Origin of the sequence: Mycolicibacterium psychrotolerans (genome assembly GCF_010729305.1) — a bacterium.
In the GTDB taxonomy this organism is placed as follows: Bacteria; Actinomycetota; Actinomycetes; order Mycobacteriales; family Mycobacteriaceae; genus Mycobacterium; species Mycobacterium psychrotolerans.
Genome location: NZ_AP022574.1, coordinates 1,631,282 through 1,650,208, shown reverse-complemented (window position 1 = coordinate 1,650,208; position 18,927 = coordinate 1,631,282). Strand labels below are relative to the sequence as shown.

Sequence of the window (18,927 nt, the reverse complement as noted above, 5' to 3'; positions counted from 1 at the left end):
CATGGCAAAGAATCTCGCCGCCGTCCTGGGCACCGGCCAGACCAAGTACGTCGCCAAGCGCAAGGACGTCTCGATGAACGGCCTGGTCCGCGAGGCGATCGACCGCGCGCTGGCTGACGCGGGCGTGACGATGGCCGACATCGACGCGGTGGTCGTGGGCAAGGCGCCGGACTTCTTCGAGGGCGTGATGATGCCCGAACTGTTCATGGCCGACGCGACCGGCGCGACGAACAAGCCGCTGATCCGCGTGCACACCGCCGGTTCGGTCGGCGGATCGACGGCGATCGTCGCGACCAGTCTGGTGCAGTCGGGCAAGTACCGCCGGGTGCTGACGATGGCATGGGAGAAGCAGTCCGAGTCGAATGCCATGTGGGCGCTGAGCATTCCGGTTCCGTTCACCAAGCCCGTCGGTGCCGGTGCGGGCGGCTACTTCGCTCCGCACGTGCGCGCCTACATCCGCCGCTCTGGTGCGCCGACTCACATCGGCGCGATGGTGGCGGTCAAGGACCGGCTCAACGGCGCCAAGAACCCGCTCGCGCATCTGCACCAGCCGGACATCACGCTGGAGAAGGTGATGGCGTCCCCGATGCTGTGGGATCCGATCCGCTACGACGAGACGTGCCCGTCCTCGGACGGTGCGGCCGCGCTGGTGATCGGGGACGAGGCCAGCGCCGACGCCCGTGTCGCCGACGGACATCCGGTGGCGTGGATCCACGCCACCGCGCTGCGCACCGAACCGCTGGCCTACGCGGGCCGCGATCAGGTCAATCCGCGGGCCAGCCGGGACGCCGCGGCGGCGCTGTGGAAGGCCGCCGGGATCACCAGTCCGATCGACGAGATCGACGTGGGCGAGGTGTACGTGCCGTTCTCGTGGTACGAGCCGATGTGGCTGGAGAGCCTCGGCTTCGCCGCGGAGGGTGAAGGCTGGAAGCTGACCGAGGCCGGCGAGACCGCCATCGGCGGGCGGATCCCGTTCAACCCGTCCGGAGGGGTCCTGTCGTCGAATCCGATCGGCGCCTCCGGCATGATCCGCTTCGCGGAGTCGGCGATCCAGGTGATGGGCAAGGGCGGCGACCACCAGGTTCCGGGCGCGCGCAAAGCCTTGGGTCACGCGTACGGCGGTGGCGCACAGTACTACTCGATGTGGGTCGTCTCGAGCGACAAGCGCGGCGCGTGATGCAGTACACCTGCAGCGTGGCGATGGGGCCCATCGACCAGCTGCTCGAGATCGCCCGCACCGCCGAAGAGGTCGGCTTCGACTCGATCGCGCTGCCCGACTCGCTGTTCTACATGGAGAAGCAGTCCGCGGACTACCCGTACACACCGGACGGCTCGCGGATGTGGAACGAGGACACCCCGTGGGTCGACCCGCTGATCGCCGCGGGCGCGATGGGGGCGGTGACCTCGACGCTGCGCTTCTACACCAACGTGATGAAGCTCGGCTCGCGCAACCCGCTGCTGCTGGCGCGTCAGGTCGGCTCGGTGGCGAACCTGACGGGTGACCGGTTCGGTTTCGGCGTCGGAATCGGCTGGGCACCAGAGGAGTTCGAGTGGTGCGGAGTGCCCTACGCCAAGCGGGGCAAGCGCGTCGACGAGATGATCGAGGTGATCAAGCTCGTGCTCGGCGGCGGCATGGTCGAATTCCACGGCGAGTTCTACGACTTCGACCGGTTGCAGATGAGCCCCGCGCCGAGCAGACCGGTGCCGTTCTACGTCGGCGGCGACACCGACGTCGCACTCAAGCGCGCCGCCCGCGTCGGCGACGGATGGACCAGCGCGATGATGACCGGCGAGCAACTCGCCGAGACCATCGGCAAGCTCAACGCGCTGCGCGCCGAGTACGGCCGGGCCGATGAACCGTTCGAGTTTCAGGCCGTCTGCATCGACAAGTTCGGCGTCGACGGCCATCGTGAGCTCGCCGAGGCCGGCGTCACCGACAACATCGTGATCCCCTGGGTGTTCGACGGACTCGGCTTCGACGCGCCGATCGAGCAGAAGAAGGACTCGCTGAAGCGGTTCGCCGACACATACATCCACTCCGGCTGGCAGGACCGCTAGGCGCAGCCGCTCCACACCGTGTCGACGAGGGCGTCGACCGCCTCCTCGGTCAGCGGCGGCATGCCGAACACCAGCCGGTAGTACGGCGGTGACACCAGTGCGTCGACCACCACCTCGATGTCGGTGTCACCATCGAGCTCGCCGGTGGCGACGGCGTCGAGAAGCGTCGTCACCACCGCCCCGCGCCGCGGCTCGATCCACTGGTCGAGCAGCGCCGACTGGATGGCCGGATCACCTGCCGCAGCAGCCATCACATTGCGCAGCAGCGGGCCGACGGTCGGGTCGGCGAGGATCGCGTTGAGGGCGCCGACGTGATGGACCAGCGCCTGCACGGTCGTGCTTCCCGGTGGGCGCACGATCGATTCGCGCACGGAGTCGAGTAGACCCTCGAGCACGATCGCCGCTGCGGACGGCCACCACTTGTAGATGGTGGTGCGGCTGACTTCCGCGCGCCGTGCGATGGCGTCGATCGTCGCCGCGCCGGGGCCGCCGTGGCGCGCCAGGTCGGCCGCGGCGGCGAGCACGGCGCTGCGCACCGCCTCACTGCGGGGACGTCCGCGGCGGGTGGCCATCCGCCAACCCTAGGACCGCCGGGCCCCTGTCAGCGTGACAACCAGGCAGCCGAGCGCGACGGCTGCTCCCACGCCGAACATCACCGGGTAGCTCACCCCCGACGCAAAGGCGAACGCCAGCACGGCGGGGACGCCGAAGCCCAGATAGCTGAGGCTGTAGAACAGCGCGATCATCCCGGCCAGGTCGTCGGGGCCGGCGAGGCGCTGGATCTCCTGCAGACCGGCCAGCAGTGCCATCCCGTACCCGGCGCCGAGCACCGCGGCCGCGACGAGCGCCGCGGGCACCGTCAACACCGCGGCCGCCCACGCGGCGCAACCCATGCCCGCGACGAGCAGCAGCAGCGCGATCGCCACGCCGCGGGGACCGTCGGCGCCCAGTGCCCGTCCGGCCTGCTGCACCGCGAAACCCACCCCCAGCGCCACGACGCACAGCAGCGCCGAGAAAGCGATCGGCGTGCCGCCTGCGCGGTCGGTCATCAACGCGGGCAACACCGCGTAGGCCGAGCCCGCCGCACCGAACACCCACGGCGCGACCGGCAGCACGACGAGCAGGAAGCGGCGCCGGGCCGGTGCCGGGACGGCCAGGTCCGTCCACCACGGGCGGCCGGAGTCGTGCCGCTGCCGCGTCTCGGGCGCGACGGTGAGCACCGCCGCGGCCGCCAGAGCCATGGCGGCATTGCAGGCGTAGGACAGCACCGCGGGCGCCGGACCCCACTGGGCGAGCAGCCCCGCCGCGCCTGCCCCGAGGCCGAATCCCGCCGTCAGGCTCATGGCGGCGCGCCTGGCGCCGGCTGTTCCGTCGCCCCACGGCGGAGCCGACAGTTCCTTGAGCCAGCTGCCGCCCACGGCCATCGCCAGGCCGAGCGCGAGCCCGCTGAACACCCGACCCGCGGCGAGTACCGGCGCCGACTGCGCGCCCGCGGCGAGGATCAGCGAGCCGGCCGCGGCGAGCAACGGAGCAGGCAGCATCAGCGGGCGACGGCCGAAGCGGTCCGAGAGCGGTCCGCCGATCAGCAGCGCAGGGACGATACCCAGCACGTAGGCGAACAGCAGCAGGTCGACCGTCAGCGCGGAGAAGCGCTCGCCCTCGCGGTACATGACCAGCAGCGGGGTGAACTCGTTACCTCCCCAGGCGACCGCAAACGTCGCCGCGGCGACCGCGAGCCAGCGCCGCGACGCCACCACCGGCCGTCTCGGCGCTTGCGCAATAGTGAACACGGTGTGCACTATATCCCCCGCGATAGGTCCACGGCGAGGCGGGTACCCGCCGTGCAACACCGGTTCGGCGTGGTGTGAGCAACATTTTCCGCAGGTGAACGTCCATTGGATTGCGCGACGGAGGCGGAAAACTGTAACGTGTTCTAATTCGAGAGATGAAATGGGGAGGCCCGAGGTGAGCACCGATACTGCGGGAACCACGAGTGTTCGTGAGATCGACACGGGCACGCTGCCCGACCGCTTCGCGCGCGGCTGGCACTGCCTGGGGCCGGTGAAGAACTACCTCGACGGCGAGGCGCACGGCATCGAGATCTTCGGCACCATGCTGGTCGTCTTCGCCGACTCGGCGGGCGAGCTGAAGGTACTGGACGGCTACTGCCGCCACATGGGCGGGAACCTGGCGCAGGGCACCATCAAGGGCGACGAGGTCGCCTGCCCCTTCCATGACTGGCGGTGGGGCGGCGACGGCAAGTGCAAGCTCGTCCCCTACGCCAAGCGCACCCCGCGGCTGGCCCGCACCCGCGCCTGGCACACCGACGTGCGCGGCGGGCTGCTGTTCGTGTGGCACGACCACGAGGGCAACCCTCCGCAGGAAGAGGTCCGCATCCCGGAGATCCCCGAGTGGGGCAGCGGCGAGTGGACCGACTGGAAGTGGAACACGATGCTGATCGAAGGCAGCAACTGCCGCGAGATCATCGACAACGTCACCGACATGGCGCACTTCTTCTACATCCACTTCGGGCTGCCCACGTACTTCAAGAACGTCTTCGAGGGCCACATCGCCTCGCAGTACCTGCACAACGTGGGCCGGCCCGATGTCAACGACATGGGCACCGCCTACGGCGAGGCCAAGCTCGACTCCGAAGCCAGCTACTTCGGACCGTCGTTCATGATCAACTGGCTGCACAACACCTACGGCGACTTCAAGGCCGAGTCGATCCTGATCAACTGCCACTACCCGGTGACCCAGGATTCGTTCGTGCTGCAGTGGGGCGTCATCGTCGAGAAGCCCAAGGGCCTCGACGACAACACCACCCAGAAGCTCGCCGACGCGTTCACCGACGGTGTCAGCAAGGGCTTCCTGCAGGACGTCGAGATCTGGAAACACAAGACCCGCATCGACAATCCGCTGCTGGTCGAGGAGGACGGCGCCGTCTACCAGATGCGCCGCTGGTACCAGCAGTTCTACGTCGACGCCGCCGACGTGACACCGGACATGACCGACCGCTTCGAGATGGAGGTCGATACGACGGTGGCCAACGAGAAGTGGCATGTCGAGGTCGAGGAGAACCTCAAGGCGCGGGAAGCCGAGAAGCAGGCCACATGAGCCAGACGCCGGATGTGGACCGACTCGCGCGGTCGATGCTGCTGCTGCACGGGCACGACGACGAGGAGCACGAGCACGGCCACCATCCGGTCCCCGACGGCGGGGCGCCCGGATCATGGCGCAAGGCACCGGATTTCGCGGCCGATCCGGACCGCGCCGCCGCCGTGCGGGAGAGCACGCAGCGGGATCGCGAGCGGTACCTGACCTCCGGCCTGGCGTCGGTGGACTGCCGCTTCTGCCACGTCGCGGTTCGCGTCAAGAAGCTGGGACCGACGCACACGTCCGTGCAGTGGACCGCCGAGGCGACCACGCGATGCGCGCACTTCGCCGAGATCCGCGCGGCCGGTGGCGATCCCGCCCGCGAGCGGTCGTGCCCGCGACTGGCCGACAGCATCCGGCACGCCGTGGCGGAGGGCTGCCTCGAGGAGTACTCGAGCGCCCCCTCCCCCGGCGACGGCTGACCCCCCGTTCCTGTCGCCCAAACCAACGTTTGGGCGAATTTGTGTGAGTGAAGCACGCCATTTCGTCGATCTCGGCGCACGCCCGAGGGACACCAACGGGTGCGGTCAGCGCGTGCCGAACACGACGAAATGGTGTGGCTTACTTGGAGAAATCCACCCAAACGTTGGTTTGGGCGAGAATCAGGGGTTCACAGGCCGTCGAACTGCGCCTTGACCTGCTCCTCGGTCAGTCCGTAGTCAGCGAGTGAGTAGCTGTGCTTGGGCGCCCGGGGGCCCTGCCTGCTCTCCTCGTGGGTGTGCGCCATGGCTGCCCGCGCCTCGGCGGTGAAGTCGATGCCGAATGCGCGGTAGATGTCCTCGACCGCCCCGATCGGGTCCTTGATCAGCGCGAAGTAGTCCAGGTCGTAGAACTGGGCCGGATCGTGGCTGGCGCGTTCGGCGTTGAACAACCGCAGCCCGCGCGACCAGGTTTCCAGAGAGTCCTGGCCGATCACCGTGCCCACGAAGGTGTTCGACCACCCCTCGGTGGTGTGCTGGGCCAGTGAGCACATCGAGGCCATGATCGTCTCCGCCGGCCGGTGACACTGGATCACCAGTGCATCCGGATACGTGGCGAACAGCGCGTCGAGGGCGAACAGGTGGCTCGGATTCTTGAGCACCCAGCGCTTGCCGACGTCGTTGAGCCCGATCAACTGCAGGTTCTTGCGGTGCCGCCGATACGGCTTCGTCCAGTCCTGCCGGGACAGCCACTGCGAATACGTGGGCAGGTGCGCCAAGGTCTCGTAGCTCACCGAGTGCAGCGACTGCCGCAGCAGCTGCCAGCACTCCTCGACCTCGTCGGCGGTCATGTAGTGCAGCCCCGTGTAATCCGGGTTCTCGGCGTGTGCCTTGCTGAACTGCGCGTCCAGCTGCTGGAAAACCGGGTTCTGCGACCACGTTTCACGGGGCGGCCGCGGCTGGGGGAACTCCGCGAGCCACAACTCCAACCCCTGGTGGCGCGGATCGGCGGCCAGCAACCGGTGTACGGCCGTGGTGCCGGTGCGCGGCAGGCCCGTGACGAAGATCGGCCGCTCGATCGGCACGTCGACGTGCTGCGGGTACTGCTTGAACGCCGCCTCCGACACCAGCCGGGCGACCAGCGCGTTGCGCACGAAGAAGCGCTGCATCTTGCTGCCGAACTCGGTGAGGTTGGCGTCGCGCTGATAGGACTCGAGCAGGACGGCGAGCGCCTCCCGGTAGTTGTCGTCGTCGCTGCCGAAATCGTCGAGGCCACAGGCTTTCACCGCCGAGACATGCAGATCCTCGACGGTGCCGACGTTGGTCCGGGTAGAACTCACGCCTTGTACTCCCCGCAGTTGACGTCCAGGGCCTGACCGGTGATGCCACTGGACAGGTCGCTGGCCATGAACAGGATCGCCGAGGCCACCTCGTCCTCGGTGGGCAGCCGCTTCAGGTCGCTGTTGACAGCGGCCGCCTTGTAGATCTCCTCGACCGTGGTGCCGTACTTGCCGGCCTGATGCTCGAAGTACCCCTGCAGCGTGCCACCCCAGATATAGCCCGGCAGAACCGAATTCACCCGGATGCCCTGGGTGCCCAGCTCACTGGCCAGCGACTGCGACATCGCCAGCAGCGCCGACTTGGCCATCTTGTAGGCGCCCTGCTTGGGATCGGAGTGCCGCACCACCATCGAGTTCACGTTGACCACCGAGCCGTTGGTCTCGGCAAGCGCCGGCGTCAGCCCCTGGATCAGTCGCAGCGCGCCCAGCACCGTGAGCTCGAACGTCTCGCGAATGTGCTCGAAGCTGGTCTTGGCCAACGGCTTCATCGACGGCACCTTGAACGCGTTGTTGATCAGGACGTCGACCTTGCCGTACGCCTCGAGGCTCTTCTCGACGAGGTTGGTCACCTGCGCTTCGTCGGTGATGTCGGTGCCCACAGACACCGCTCGCCGGCCGATGCGGTCGATCTCGGCGGCGACGCCCTCGAGCCGCTCGACGGTGCGCGCGGCCAGCACCAGGTCCGCTCCCTCCAGGGCACAGCGGCGCGCCAGCGTCGTTCCGAGTGCCGGTCCGACCCCGCTGATCAGGACGACCTTGTTCTCCAGCATGCCCATCGTCAGCCCACCATCCTGTAGCCGATCAGCTGCTGGCGCAACGCGATCCGCGCGCGCCAGTCCTCGTCGGAGATCTTGTTGTCCTGGTAGTACGGCAGCGCGCCGGCGACCTGGTCGAGGCCCATCACGGCCACCTCGGGTCCGTCGGACTCCGTCATCTGCCGAGACACCCGCTGCCAGCGGAACTGCAGGTAGCCCTTGCGGTGCCCGAGCGTCTCCACCCAGTTCGTCACGCCGGGGTTGGCGTCGGAGACCACGATGCGGATCTTGCCGTCCGGATCCGGTTGCGCCTGAGTGCCGTTCAACGACGTCTGGTGGTTGATGTAGTCCAGCGAGATGTACCAGAGGCTGCCCAGCTGGAAGCCCATGTACGGCGCGTCCGACACCGGCACCGTGATGACCATCGCCCGATCGGGCGCCAGGTCGAAGTGCCCGACCGAGGAGTATTGCGTCGCCAGTCCGCCCGGGGTGAGCCGCGGGGCGACCATCGTGTTCACCGGCAGCGTGTTGTAGAACCACTGCGGGAACTGCAACCACGTCTTGACCCGCTGCACCAGTTGCTTCCCCGCCACCGCGTAGCGCTTCTCGATCAGCTCGGTCGTCAATGGCGGCGGCGCGGTGCCCGCGGTGTCGGTGCGCGCGATCGCCAGCGTGCCACGCTGCGCGGACCAGTCGTTGTAGACCTCGCGGATCACCAACTGCGCGGGTGACTTCGGCACCACCCGCCACTCGAATGATCCGTCGGCGGCGATGTCGAGTTCGCGGTCGTCGAAGGCCGTCTCACTGTCGGGGACGTTGTCGTCGGTGTACTCGCCGCCGAGCATCTGGAAGCTGAGGTCGGTGGTGCTCCCGCGGCGTCCGGTGACGACGTACTCGTGCCCCGGCACCACCCGGGTGCCGAAGTAGAGCGTGTCCGGGTTGTCCAGCCCCATCTTCGTGAACGGGCCGGTGCCGCTGTGCAGGAACGGATGGTCGCGGTCGTAATCGAACGCGACGTGCGTGCAGGCCGCGACGCAGCCGGCGAAATACTGGAGCCCCTCGAGGAGGTCGGCTTCGGTCTCGATGAACGGGGCGGCGGCGACGAGCGCTTCCGCCTCGGCGATGGCATCGATCAGCGGCTGGGAGTACACGCCCCTGAAACTAGAACGCGTTCTACCGGTAGTCAATATATCGACCGCTCTGTTCCATATGTGTACCGAAATCGTATGCTGCTCTCGTGGCCGAGACCTCCCGCCGCATGTCGCCCCCGACCGACCGCGTCGTCGCCGTGCTGGACTTCCTCGCCGCGCGGCCGGCGGAACGCTTCGGCGTCTCGGAGCTGGCCCGCCGGCTCGGCTTGAGCAAGCCGACCTGCCTCGGCATCGTCACGTCGCTGGCCGACGCCGGCTACCTGGTCCGCGACAGTGCCGACAAGACCTACCGGCTGGGGCCCTCGCTGATCACTCTGGGCCACCGGGCACAGGAGTCGATGCGGGTCAGTCCCGCCGCCCGGGAGGCGCTGCGGCGGCTGTCGGCCCGCTACGGGATCACCGCCGCGCTGTCGGCCGTGGTCGACGACCGCATCACCGTGCTCGATCTCGTCTCACCGCCGGGCGCGCGACCGGGGGTCGAGGTCGGGCAGAGCTACCCGTTCGCACCGCCGGTCGGGCTGATGTTCGTGCTGTGGGATGACGACGCCGAACGCGCCTGGCTGGCGCGGGAGCCGACGATCCCGCTGCGCACCGACACCGCGCGACTCGCCCGCGTGATCACCGAGTGCCGCTCCGACGGCTACCTGGTGGAGCGGCTGACGCCCGGCGGCCGCCGCCTGTACAGCCTGATGGCCGGGATGTCGGCGACGCTGCCCGACGAATTACGGGCGCTGCTGGGTGAATTGGTCTCCGACATCGGCGAGCGGGTGTCTCTGCGCGAGGACCGTTCCGCCCGGAAGCGGCATGACATCAGCGTGATCTCGGCGCCGGTCTACGACCACCACCGGCGGCAGGTGATGGTCGCCTCCATGCACATCGGGGCGGCGTTGAGCGAGCGTGAGATCACCGAGCGGGCCCGTGCGGTGGTCGGGACCGCCGACGCGGTCACCGCGCAACTCGGCGGCAGCAAGCCGCGGTGGCGCTGACGTCAGCTGGTGGCGGCCAGCGCGAACGGCAGCACGTCGTCCGCGCCGGCCGCACGCACGACCCGGGCGGCCATCGTCAGCGTCCAGCCGGTGTCGGCCAGGTCGTCGACGAGCAGGACCGGACCGGCGCCGGCCGGCAGAGGGTCGGGCGCTGACCACGCTCCGTTCAGCGCCGCGACGCGGTAGGCCGAGTTCGCCGCCGTCGCCGGGCGTCGCCCGGGGGCGTAGCGCAGTGTGCCGAGATCGGTCAGCCGGCCCAGCTCGGCCAGCCGGGACCTCAGCGACGCGATCAGCACCGGGTGCGTCTCGGAATCGAGCGCCATCACCGCGGTCGGCCGGACCGCCCAGTCCCACGCGGCGAGCACCTTGACCGCCGCGGCCACCACGTCGTCGGGCACCTCGCTATCCGGCCCGTCGAGCAAGGCGCGCAGCCGCGCACCCCAGCCCAGGTCGGTCAGCCGGCCGATGACGCGGCCCGGCTGTGGGCGTTCGGCGATCCGGCCGGACAGGTCGATGCCGAGTTTGGCCAGGCCGGTCGGCCACTGTTTGCGCGGTGCCAGTTCGACCCCCGGCCGCATCAGGGCCCGGCGGGTGTCCTCGGCGGCCGCCGCGTCGACGTCGGCGCTGTACCGCTCACCGGTGCAGTTGTCGCACCGGCCGCAGCGTTCGTCCGCACTGAGCTCGGGGTCGTCGAGCTGGGCACGCAGAAACGCCATCCGGCAGCCCTGCGTCGCCTGGTAGTCGAGCATCGCCTGCTGTTCGCGCCTGCGGGCCTCGTCGAGAGTGCGGTAGCGCGCCTCGTCGTACTCCCACGGCGCCCCGGTGCCGACCCAGCCGCCTTTCACGCGACGCACGGCACCGTCGACGTCGAGCACCTTGAGCACCATCTCCAGTCGCGACCGATTCAGGTCCACCAGCGGCTCGAGCGCGGCCGTCGACAGCGGGCGCTCGCTGTCGAGTTCGCGAATCACCTTGCGCACCAATGATTCCGCGGGGAAGGCCACCGACGCGAAGTAGTGCCAGACATCGGCATCCTCGCGTCCGGGCAGCAGGATGACCTCGGCGCGCTCCGTGGCGCGGCCGGCGCGGCCCACCTGCTGGTAGTAGGCGATCGGCGAGGACGGTGCGCCAAGGTGCACGACGAACCCGAGGTCGGGTTTGTCGAACCCCATGCCGAGCGCCGATGTCGCGATCAGGGCCTTGACCCGGTCGCCGAGCAGGTCCGCCTCGAGTTGCTCGCGTTCAGCGGCCTCGGTGGCACCGGTGTAGGACGCGACCGGGTGCCCCTGCTCGCGCAGCAGCGCCGCCACGTCATGGGCCTGCGCCACCGTCAGCGTGTAGACGATGCCCGACCCCGGCAGCGACCCGAGGTGGGCGGCCAGCCACGCCGCGCGCTGGGCGGGGTTGCCGGCCTGCACGACCGACAACCGCAGCGATTCGCGATCCAGGCCGCCGCGCAGCACCAGGGTGTCGCGACCGCCGACCCCCAGTTGCGCGGCGACGTCGTCGACGACGCGGTCGTTGGCGGTCGCGGTGGTCGCCAGCACCGGGACGTCGGTGCCCAGCTCGGAGATCAACGTGCGGATGCGCCGGTAGTCGGGCCGGAAGTCGTGGCCCCAGTCCGAGACGCAGTGCGCCTCATCCACGACGACCAGGCCGGCGTCCCGCGCGAGCGCCGGCAGTACGGCGTCCCGGAAATCGGGGTTGTTGAGCCGCTCGGGGCTGACGAGCAGTACATCGAGATCGGCGTCGCGGACCCGCTGATGGATGTCGTCCCATTCGGCGACGTTGCTGGAGTTGATGGTGGCCGCGCGCACGCCGGCCCGGTCGGCGGCGGCGACCTGGTTGCGCATCAGGGCCAGCAGCGGGGAGACGATGACCGTCGCGCCGTGCCCGGTGCCGCGCAGCAGCTTCGCGGCGATGAAGTAGACCGCCGACTTCCCCCAACCCGTGCGCTGGACGACCAGGGCCCGGCGGCGCTGCACCACCAGGGCCTCGATCGCGGTCCACTGGTCGTCGCGCAGCAGCGCATCCGGTCCGGCGAGTTGTTCGAGGATCGCCTGCGCATCGGCTCGGGTCGGCATGTCCCCCATCGTGCCGTCAGCGGACGACAAGCCAGATGGCGGCGAAGTGGCATGCCGCGGCCGCGGCGGTGAAGGCGTGGAAGAACTCGTGGTGACCGAACGTGGCGGGCCAAGGATTCGGCCAGCGGACGCCGTAGAGAACGGCGCCGATGTTGTAGAGCACCCCGCCGACGACCAGCAGAACCACCACCGTCAGCCCCGCGCCGTCGAGCAACACCTCGGCGAAGGCGACCGCGACATAGCCGAGCAGCAGATAGGGCGGGACACCAACCCATCGCGGAGCCGCGGGCCAGCACATCTTGAGCACCACCCCGGCCGCGGCGCCGGTCCACACGATGACGAGGACATCGGCGCCGACGCGGGGCGGCATCACCAGCAGGGCGAACGGGGTGTAGCTGGCCGCGATGAACACGAAGATCACCGAGTGGTCGAGCCGCATCATCCACTTCTCGGCAATCTGGGAGCCCCACCGCACCCGGTGGTAGGTGGCGCTGACGGTGAACATGGCCACGACGGCCGCCACGTACACCGCAACGGCTCCCAGTGCGCCCGGCGACGTCGCGATCCATGCGGACTGCAACAGCGCAACCCCGGCAATGACGGCGAGCACCGCGCAGCACAGGTGGATCCACCCGCGTGCGCGCGGAACGTCGACGAGTCCGGTCACGAGGTCGTCCCCGGGACTCACATCGACTGGCGACAGGCCGTTCGTCAGGAGTACTCCGATGTCGGGAGGGCCGAACCATTACGGCAGGCCGGCGCGGAACGCGTCGACCAGCCAGAGCGTACCGGCCCGACACGCACTCACCGCGCCCGCCGTGGCAGACGCGGTGAGTGTCGTCAAATCGTTAGAACTAGGCCGTCGGCGTCTCCGACTCCATGGGGGCCTCGGGTGCCGGGGTCACCGGAACCTCGGGCGCCTGGTCGTCGGTGCTCCACAACGCCTGGGCCACCGGGGTCGGCGAGACGGTCACCCCGCAGCGGTCCTTCAGCGCACTGACCGGCTCATGGATGGCCTTCAGCTGCTGCTCGACCTGCGGGTTCTCGGCGAAGAACGCCATGTAGGCCTGCTTGGCCTGCGGCTGCGGCTGCGCCGAGATCTGCGTCAGCGCCTCGTTGGTCTGCGGGTTCGCCGTGAGGTAGGCGCCCTCAGACGCTGCTGCCGTGCTGACGGTGCCCGCGACGCTGCTGGCCGCGCACTCCGGGGCCGGGGCCGGGCCTGGCGCCGGCTGAGCGCTGGCCACCGGGGCGATGATCGCCGCCGAGCCGAAGGCGAGCAGGCCGCCGGCGAACATGCCGAACAGTCCACGTCGAACGGTCGTAGCGGTAGTCACGAGAAATCACTCCTTTGGGTCTGCGATCAGTTGGTCGCACCCCAAGGCCTAGCCGATCCCCGCCGATGCCAAACGCGCCGCGGGCGGCGTCGTGGCGAGATGACCCGCATCACCGCACGTCAACGGTGCCGCGAAAATTCTGAAAAAATGTGCCGAGTGTTCGCTTTGTGACGGGATGCGGGCGAATTCCGTCAGAAACCGTACGTTCGCGGCCCGAGCGCGCCGGGTCGCGCGGGCTCACCCGGCCGAGGCGGCGTCCATCTCCCGCTTGATCTCCAACGCGATGTCGATCAGCTGGTCTTCCTGGCCACCGATGAGCTTGCGCTGCCCGGCGCGGTGCAGCAGCTTGTGCGCAGGCACTCCGTACCGCTCGGACTGGCGGATGGCGTGCTTGAGGAAGCTCGAGTAGACGCCCGAGTAGCCCATGATCAGCGCGTTGCGGTCCAGCAGGCACTCTGCGGGCATCGCCGGGGCCACCACCTCTTCGGCGGCGTCGGCGATGTCGAAGAAATCGATGCCCGTCTTGACGCCGATCTTGTCGAACACCCCGATCAGCGCCTCGACCGGCGCGTTGCCTGCACCGGCGCCGAACCGGCGGCACGACCCGTCGATCTGCTTGGCCCCCGCCCGGACCGCCTCGATCGAATTGGCGACGCCCAGGCCGAGGTTCTCGTGGCCGTGAAAACCCACCTGGGCGTCGTCGCCGAGCTCGGCCACCAATGCCGCGACCCGGTCGGCCACCCCTTCGAGCACCAACGCACCCGCCGAGTCGACGACGTACACGCATTGACAGCCCGCATCGGCCATGATGCGGGCCTGCGCGGCGAGTTTCTCCGGGGAGATGGTGTGGCTCATCATCAGGAAGCCGACGGTCTCAAGACCCAGTTCCCGGGCCAGCCCGAAGTGCTGGATCGAGACATCGGCCTCGGTGCAGTGGGTGGCGATGCGGCAGATCGACCCGCCGTTGTCCTGCGCCTCCCTGATGTCCTCCTTGGTGCCCACGCCCGGCAGCATCAGGAACGCGATCTTGGACTCTTTCGCGGTCTCGGCCGCGAGCTTGATCAGCTCCTGCTCGGGTGTCTTGGAGAACCCGTAGTTGAAGCTCGACCCGCCCAGGCCGTCGCCGTGGGTCACCTCGATGACCGGCACCCCGGCGGCGTCCAGCGCCGCGACGATCGCGCCGACCTCGTCCTTGGTGAACTGGTGCCGCTTGTGATGCGAACCGTCGCGCAGCGACGTGTCGGTCATCCGCACGTCCCACATCGGGTTGAAGTAGATGTCGTCGGTACTCATGCGTGACCTCCTGCGGTTGCAGCCAGGACTTCCTTGGCGATCTCCTCGCCCACCTTGGTGGCCGCGGCGGTCATGATGTCCAGGTTTCCAGCGTAGGGCGGCAGGTAGTCGCCCGCACCCTCCACTTCGATGAACGTGGTGACGACGTGGTTGCCGCCGTTGACCATCGACGGCTCGTCGAACTGCGGCTCGTTGAGCAGCCGGTAGCCCGGCACGTAGGTCTGCACCTCGGCCACCACATCCTTGATCGACGCGGTGATCGCGGCGTGGTCGGCGTCCTCCGGGATCGCGCAGAAGATGGTGTCCCGCATGATCATCGGTGGATCGGCGGGGTTGAGGATGATGATCGCCTTGCCGCGCTGGGCGCCGCCGATGTGCTGCACTCCCGCGCTGGTGGTCTTGGTGAACTCGTCGATGTTGGCCCGGGTGCCCGGCCCGGCCGATGCCGAGGACACCGAGGCCACGATCTCGGCATAAGGCACCCCGACCACGCGGCTGACCGCGTAGACGATCGGGATGGTCGCCTGCCCACCGCAGGTCACCATGTTCACGTTCGGGGCGTCGAGGTGCTCGCGCAGATTCGCCGGCGGGATCACCCCCGGCCCGACCGCAGCCGGTGTGAGGTCGACCGCCCGGATACCCGCCTCGGCGTAGCGCGGCGCCGCGTCCCGGTGGACGTAGGCGCTGGTGGCCTCGAACACCATGTCGGGCATCTCGTCGCGGGCCAGCAGCCAGTCGACGCCTTCGTGCGACGTCTCCAGCCCGAGCTTGCGCGCCCGGGCCAGGCCATCGCTCTCCGGATCGATGCCGATCATCCAGCGTGGCTCCAGCCACTCCGAACGAAGAAGCTTGTACAACAGGTCGGTGCTGATGTTGCCCGACCCGACGATCGCCACGGTCGCTTTGTTGCCGGCCATTGAGGCTCCTATTCGAAATCCAGTCGTACTGAACCTAACCCGCTGAAGTCGGCGACGAAATGGCTGCCGGGGGGTGCATCTATCGCACGCGTGCACGACCCCGGCAGCACGATGTCCCCGGCACGCAGACGCACCCCGAAACTCTCGACCTTGCGGGCAAGCCAGGCCACCGCGGTGACCGGATTGCCCAGCACCGCGTCGCTGCGCCCTTCGGCGACGGTCTCGCCGTTGTTGGTGAGCACCGCGTCGATCGCGCGGATATCCACATCCTTCGGGGACACCCGCGCCTCACCGAGCATCCACCCCGCCGACGACGCGTTGTCGGCGATCGTGTCGCACAACTTGATCTGCCAGTTGGTGATCCGGGTGTCGATGAGCTCGATGGCCGGCGCGAAAGCGGCCGTCGCCGCCAGCACGTCGTCCTCGGTGCATCCCGCGCCGGGTAGATCGTCGGACAGGATGAACCCGACCTCCACCTCGACCCGCGGATACAGGTACTTCGCCGACTCGACCGGGCGATCCTCGAAGACCTCCATGTCGTCGAGCAGATGCCCGTAGTCCGGCTCGTCGACGTTCATCATCTTCTGCATCGCCTCCGACGAGAGGCCCACCTTGTGCCCGATCACCCGGGCGCCGCCGGCGATCTTCGACCGGATGTTGATCAGCTGGATCTCGTAGGCGTCGACGACGTCGATGTCGGGGTGCCGCTCGGTCAGCGGGGAGATGGGTTCGCGGGTTCGCTCGGCCTCGGCCAGCTCGGCGGCGAGCTTCTCGCGCGTGTGCGCGGGCAACATGAAAGTGAAGTCCCCTCGTTTCGTCGACCGGCACAGTTGTTAGTCGGCCGGGCAATTCTATAACGTGTTCTACATGACGGAGCAGGAGTATGACGTCGTCGTGGTGGGCAGCGGTGCCGCGGGCATGGTCGCCGCCCTCACCGCCGCTCATCAGGGACTCTCGACGATAGTCGTCGAGAAGGCCCCGCACTACGGTGGTTCCACCGCCCGCTCGGGCGGCGGGGTGTGGATTCCGAACAACGAGGTGTTGAAGCGGGACGGGGTGAGCGACACCCGCGAGGCCGCACGCACCTACCTGCACGCGATCATCGGTGACGTGGTGCCGTCCGAGAAGATCGACACCTATCTCGACCGGGGCCCCGAGATGCTGTCGTTCGTGCTGAAGCACTCACCGCTGAAGTTGTGCTGGGTGCCGAACTACTCCGACTACTACCCCGAGTCGCCGGGCGGCAAGGCCACCGGACGGTCGGTGGAGCCCAAGCCGTTCGACGCCAAGAAGCTCGGTTCCGACATGAAAGGCCTCGAGCCGCCCTACGGCAAGGTGCCGCTCAACGTCGTGGTCATGCAGCAGGACTACGTGCGGCTCAACCAGCTCAAGCGGCATCCGCGCGGCGTGCTGCGCAGCCTGAAGGTCGGCGCCCGCACGATGTGGGCACAGGCGACGGGCAAGAACCTGGTCGGCATGGGCCGCGCACTCATCGCGCCGCTGCGCATCGGCCTGAAGGAGGCCGGCGTCCCGGTCCGGCTGAACACCGCGATGACCGACCTGTATGTCGAGGACGGTGTTGTCCGAGGCATCTACGTGCGTAACACCGAAGATCCGGAAAGCGCTGAGCCGCAATTGATCCGGGCCCGCCGCGGGGTGATCCTCGGCAGCGGCGGATTCGAGCACAACGAGCAGATGCGGGTCAAGTACCAGCGCGCACCCATCACCACCGAGTGGACCGTCGGCGCGGTGGCCAACACCGGCGACGGCATCCTCGCCGCCGAGAAGCTGGGCGCCGCACTCGACGTCATGGAGGACGCGTGGTGGGGGCCGACGGTGCCGCTGGTCGGGGCGCCGTGGTTCGCGCTGTCGGAGCGTAACTCCCCGGGCTCGATCATCGTCAACATGAACGGCAAGCGGTTCATGAACGAGTCGATGCCCTACGTGGAGGCGTGCCACCACATGTACGGCGGCCAGTACGGGCAGGGGCAGGGGCCCGGCGAGAACATCCCGGCCTGGCTGGTGTTCGACCAGCAGTACCGGGATCGGTACATCTTCGCCGGACTGCAACCGGGACAACGGATTCCGAACAAGTGGATAGAATCCGGCGTGATCGTCAAGGCCGCCACCCTCGCCGAGCTGGCCGCCAAGACGGGCCTGCCCACCGATGCCTTCACCGCCACCGTCGAGCGCTTCAACGGCTTCGCCCGCACCGGAGTCGACGAGGACTTCAAGCGCGGACAGAGCGCGTACGACCGCTACTACGGCGATCCGACGAACAAGCCGAATCCGAACCTCGGCGAGATCAGCCACGCACCGTTCTACGCCGCCAAGATGGTTCCCGGCGATCTGGGCACCAAGGGCGGCGTCGTCACCGACACCCACGGCCGCGCGCTGCGCGACGACGGCTCGGTCATCGAAGGCCTCTACGCCGCGGGTAACGTCAGCGCACCCGTGATGGGCCACACCTATCCGGGTCCGGGCGGCACCATCGGCCCGGCCATGACGTTCGGCTATCTGGCGGCACTCGACCTCGCCGGCAAGGAGTAGCGCGTGCCCATCAACCTCGACGAGGCCATCGGCGCCGAACTCGACCCCGTCGAGTTCTCCTGGAGCAGCAGCGACATCCAGCTCTACCACCTCGGCCTCGGCGCGGGCGCCGACCCGATGGACAGGCGCGAGTTGCGCTACCTGACCGACGGCACACCGCAGGTGCTGCCGACGTTCGGCAATGTGGCGCAGAGCTTTCACATGACCGAGCCGCCGGCGGTGAAGTTCCCCGGCATCGACATCGAGTTGAGCAAGGTGCTGCACGCCAGCGAGGCGGTCACCGTCCCCGGCCCGATCCCTGCTGCGGGTACCGGCGTCGCCGTCACCCGGTTCACCGAGATCTGGGACAAGGGCAAGGCCGCGGTCATCTGGTCCGAGACCGAGGTGAAAGATCCCGACGGCACGCTGCTGTGGACCCAGAAGCGGTCGATCTTCGCCCGCGGCGAGGGCGGTTTCGGCGGCGATCGCGGTCCGTCGGGGTCGGCTGCGGCGCCGGAGCGCGCGCCCGACATCGAGCTGTCGCTGCCGACCTCACCGCAGCAGGCACTGCTCTACCGGATGTGCGGAGACCGCAATCCGCTGCACTCGGACCCGGATTTCGCTGCAGCAGCGGGCTTTCCGCGGCCCATCCTGCACGGACTGTGCACCTACGGCATGACGTGCAAGGCGCTGGTCGACAACCTGCTCGACGGCGAGGTCAGCGGGCTGAAGTCCTACGGCGCGCGGATGGCCGGCGTGGTGTTCCCCGGCGAGACCCTGCGGATCAGCGTCTGGAAGAACTCCGGTGACGGACAGGCCGGCTACTCCGCGGTGGTCACCGCCCCGGAGCGCGACGACGCGGTCGCCCTGGCCGGGGTCGAGTTCGTTCCCGTCTGATCCCGAGA

At 68.7% G+C, this 18,927-nt stretch carries 18 protein-coding genes; 7 read left to right on the top strand and 11 right to left on the bottom strand.

Going from position 1 to position 18,927, the window contains the following annotated elements:
• Position 1: 1 nt before the first annotated feature.
• Positions 2–1,177: a thiolase family protein gene (locus G6N45_RS08175; RefSeq protein WP_163721503.1), complete on the top strand. Its 1,176-nt coding sequence runs from the start codon at positions 2–4 to the stop codon at positions 1,175–1,177.
• The gene (locus G6N45_RS08170; protein ID WP_163728052.1) at positions 1,177–2,058 is read left to right on the top strand and encodes a TIGR03619 family F420-dependent LLM class oxidoreductase; all 882 of its coding nucleotides are present in this window, start codon (positions 1,177–1,179) and stop codon (positions 2,056–2,058) included. The genes G6N45_RS08175 and G6N45_RS08170 overlap by 1 nt, the downstream gene beginning before the upstream one ends.
• Here the strand turns inward: G6N45_RS08170 and G6N45_RS08165 are convergent.
• The gene (locus G6N45_RS08165; protein ID WP_163721501.1) at positions 2,055–2,630 is read right to left on the bottom strand and encodes a TetR/AcrR family transcriptional regulator; all 576 of its coding nucleotides are present in this window, start codon (positions 2,628–2,630) and stop codon (positions 2,055–2,057) included. The two genes, G6N45_RS08170 and G6N45_RS08165, sit on opposite strands and share 4 nt — an antisense overlap.
• A 9-nt stretch (positions 2,631–2,639) precedes the next feature.
• On the bottom strand, positions 2,640–3,857 hold the full coding sequence (locus G6N45_RS08160; protein WP_163721499.1) for an MFS transporter: 1,218 nt from the start codon (positions 3,855–3,857) through the stop codon (positions 2,640–2,642).
• 166 nt (positions 3,858–4,023) lie between these two features.
• Here G6N45_RS08160 and G6N45_RS08155 point away from each other — a divergent pair, with 166 nt between their 5' ends.
• On the top strand, positions 4,024–5,175 hold the full coding sequence (locus G6N45_RS08155) for a 3-ketosteroid-9-alpha-monooxygenase, oxygenase component (RefSeq protein WP_163721497.1): 1,152 nt from the start codon (positions 4,024–4,026) through the stop codon (positions 5,173–5,175).
• Positions 5,172–5,636: a hypothetical protein gene (locus G6N45_RS08150; protein WP_163721495.1), complete on the top strand. Its 465-nt coding sequence runs from the start codon at positions 5,172–5,174 to the stop codon at positions 5,634–5,636. Before G6N45_RS08155 ends, G6N45_RS08150 begins: the two co-directional genes overlap by 4 nt.
• A 188-nt stretch (positions 5,637–5,824) precedes the next feature.
• On the opposite strand, the gene G6N45_RS08145 is transcribed toward G6N45_RS08150, so the two are convergent.
• From G6N45_RS08145 to G6N45_RS08135, 3 genes are read right to left on the bottom strand one after another with little or no spacing between them, the layout of a single operon-like run.
• Entirely contained in the window at positions 5,825–6,973 is a 1,149-nt protein-coding gene (locus G6N45_RS08145; RefSeq protein ID WP_163721493.1) for a sulfotransferase family protein, read from the bottom strand.
• A complete protein-coding gene (locus G6N45_RS08140; protein ID WP_407664334.1) occupies positions 6,970–7,743 on the bottom strand; it encodes an SDR family oxidoreductase in 774 nt (257 codons plus the stop codon). The genes G6N45_RS08145 and G6N45_RS08140 overlap by 4 nt, the downstream gene beginning before the upstream one ends.
• Positions 7,744–7,751: 8 nt before the next feature.
• Positions 7,752–8,879 carry a hypothetical protein gene (locus G6N45_RS08135; RefSeq protein ID WP_163721489.1) on the bottom strand — a complete coding sequence of 376 codons (1,128 nt, stop codon included), beginning with the start codon at positions 8,877–8,879 and terminating at the stop codon, positions 7,752–7,754.
• Positions 8,880–8,986: 107 nt separating this feature from the next.
• Here G6N45_RS08135 and G6N45_RS08130 point away from each other — a divergent pair, with 107 nt between their 5' ends.
• The gene (locus tag G6N45_RS08130; RefSeq protein WP_163728049.1) at positions 8,987–9,865 is read left to right on the top strand and encodes an IclR family transcriptional regulator; all 879 of its coding nucleotides are present in this window, start codon (positions 8,987–8,989) and stop codon (positions 9,863–9,865) included.
• Positions 9,866–9,867: 2 nt separating this feature from the next.
• Here the strand turns inward: G6N45_RS08130 and G6N45_RS08125 are convergent, their stop codons facing one another.
• From G6N45_RS08125 to G6N45_RS08100, 6 genes are all read right to left on the bottom strand, one after another.
• Positions 9,868–11,949 (bottom strand): RecQ family ATP-dependent DNA helicase, encoded by a 2,082-nt coding sequence (locus G6N45_RS08125; RefSeq protein WP_163721487.1) that lies wholly within the window; start codon positions 11,947–11,949, stop codon positions 9,868–9,870.
• 16 nt (positions 11,950–11,965) lie between these two features.
• Complete coding sequence (gene trhA / locus G6N45_RS08120) at positions 11,966–12,616, bottom strand: PAQR family membrane homeostasis protein TrhA (RefSeq protein ID WP_246228919.1); 651 nt, start codon at positions 12,614–12,616, stop codon at positions 11,966–11,968.
• 187 nt (positions 12,617–12,803) lie between these two features.
• Complete coding sequence (locus tag G6N45_RS08115) at positions 12,804–13,283, bottom strand: hemophore-related protein (protein ID WP_246228918.1); 480 nt, start codon at positions 13,281–13,283, stop codon at positions 12,804–12,806.
• 237 nt (positions 13,284–13,520) lie between these two features.
• Positions 13,521–14,576 (bottom strand): 4-hydroxy-2-oxovalerate aldolase, encoded by a 1,056-nt coding sequence (dmpG, locus tag G6N45_RS08110; RefSeq protein WP_057149264.1) that lies wholly within the window; start codon positions 14,574–14,576, stop codon positions 13,521–13,523.
• Complete coding sequence (locus G6N45_RS08105; RefSeq protein ID WP_163721484.1) at positions 14,573–15,493, bottom strand: acetaldehyde dehydrogenase (acetylating); 921 nt, start codon at positions 15,491–15,493, stop codon at positions 14,573–14,575. The genes dmpG and G6N45_RS08105 overlap by 4 nt, the downstream gene beginning before the upstream one ends.
• A gap of 8 nt (positions 15,494–15,501) precedes the next feature.
• Positions 15,502–16,287, bottom strand: a complete 786-nt coding sequence (locus G6N45_RS08100) for a 2-keto-4-pentenoate hydratase (RefSeq protein ID WP_163721482.1) — start codon at positions 16,285–16,287, stop codon at positions 15,502–15,504.
• A 64-nt stretch (positions 16,288–16,351) separates the two neighbouring features.
• On the opposite strand from G6N45_RS08100, the gene kstD reads away from it, so the two are divergent.
• Together kstD and G6N45_RS08090 are read left to right on the top strand one after the other, a co-directional pair.
• On the top strand, positions 16,352–18,043 hold the full coding sequence (kstD, locus tag G6N45_RS08095) for a 3-oxosteroid 1-dehydrogenase (RefSeq protein WP_179965293.1): 1,692 nt from the start codon (positions 16,352–16,354) through the stop codon (positions 18,041–18,043).
• A 3-nt stretch (positions 18,044–18,046) separates the two neighbouring features.
• Positions 18,047–18,919 (top strand): enoyl-CoA hydratase ChsH3, encoded by an 873-nt coding sequence (locus G6N45_RS08090; protein ID WP_163721472.1) that lies wholly within the window; start codon positions 18,047–18,049, stop codon positions 18,917–18,919.
• The last annotated feature ends 8 nt before the right edge of the window (positions 18,920–18,927 follow it).

What these genes read in the sequence shown, in the direction of transcription:
- G6N45_RS08140 (WP_407664334.1), bottom strand. Translation starts at nt 7,743, where the DNA reads ATGCTGGAGAACAAGGTCGTCCTGATCAGCGGGGTCGGACCGGCACTC.
- G6N45_RS08150 (WP_163721495.1), top strand. Translation starts at nt 5,172, where the DNA reads ATGAGCCAGACGCCGGATGTGGACCGACTCGCGCGGTCGATGCTGCTG.
- dmpG (WP_057149264.1), bottom strand. Translation starts at nt 14,576, where the DNA reads ATGAGTACCGACGACATCTACTTCAACCCGATGTGGGACGTGCGGATG.
- G6N45_RS08175 (WP_163721503.1), top strand. Translation starts at nt 2, where the DNA reads ATGGCAAAGAATCTCGCCGCCGTCCTGGGCACCGGCCAGACCAAGTAC.
- G6N45_RS08130 (WP_163728049.1), top strand. Translation starts at nt 8,987, where the DNA reads ATGTCGCCCCCGACCGACCGCGTCGTCGCCGTGCTGGACTTCCTCGCC.
- G6N45_RS08125 (WP_163721487.1), bottom strand. Translation starts at nt 11,949, where the DNA reads ATGCCGACCCGAGCCGATGCGCAGGCGATCCTCGAACAACTCGCCGGA.
- G6N45_RS08165 (WP_163721501.1), bottom strand. Translation starts at nt 2,630, where the DNA reads ATGGCCACCCGCCGCGGACGTCCCCGCAGTGAGGCGGTGCGCAGCGCC.
- G6N45_RS08170 (WP_163728052.1), top strand. Translation starts at nt 1,177, where the DNA reads ATGCAGTACACCTGCAGCGTGGCGATGGGGCCCATCGACCAGCTGCTC.
- G6N45_RS08100 (WP_163721482.1), bottom strand. Translation starts at nt 16,287, where the DNA reads ATGTTGCCCGCGCACACGCGCGAGAAGCTCGCCGCCGAGCTGGCCGAG.
- G6N45_RS08105 (WP_163721484.1), bottom strand. Translation starts at nt 15,493, where the DNA reads ATGGCCGGCAACAAAGCGACCGTGGCGATCGTCGGGTCGGGCAACATC.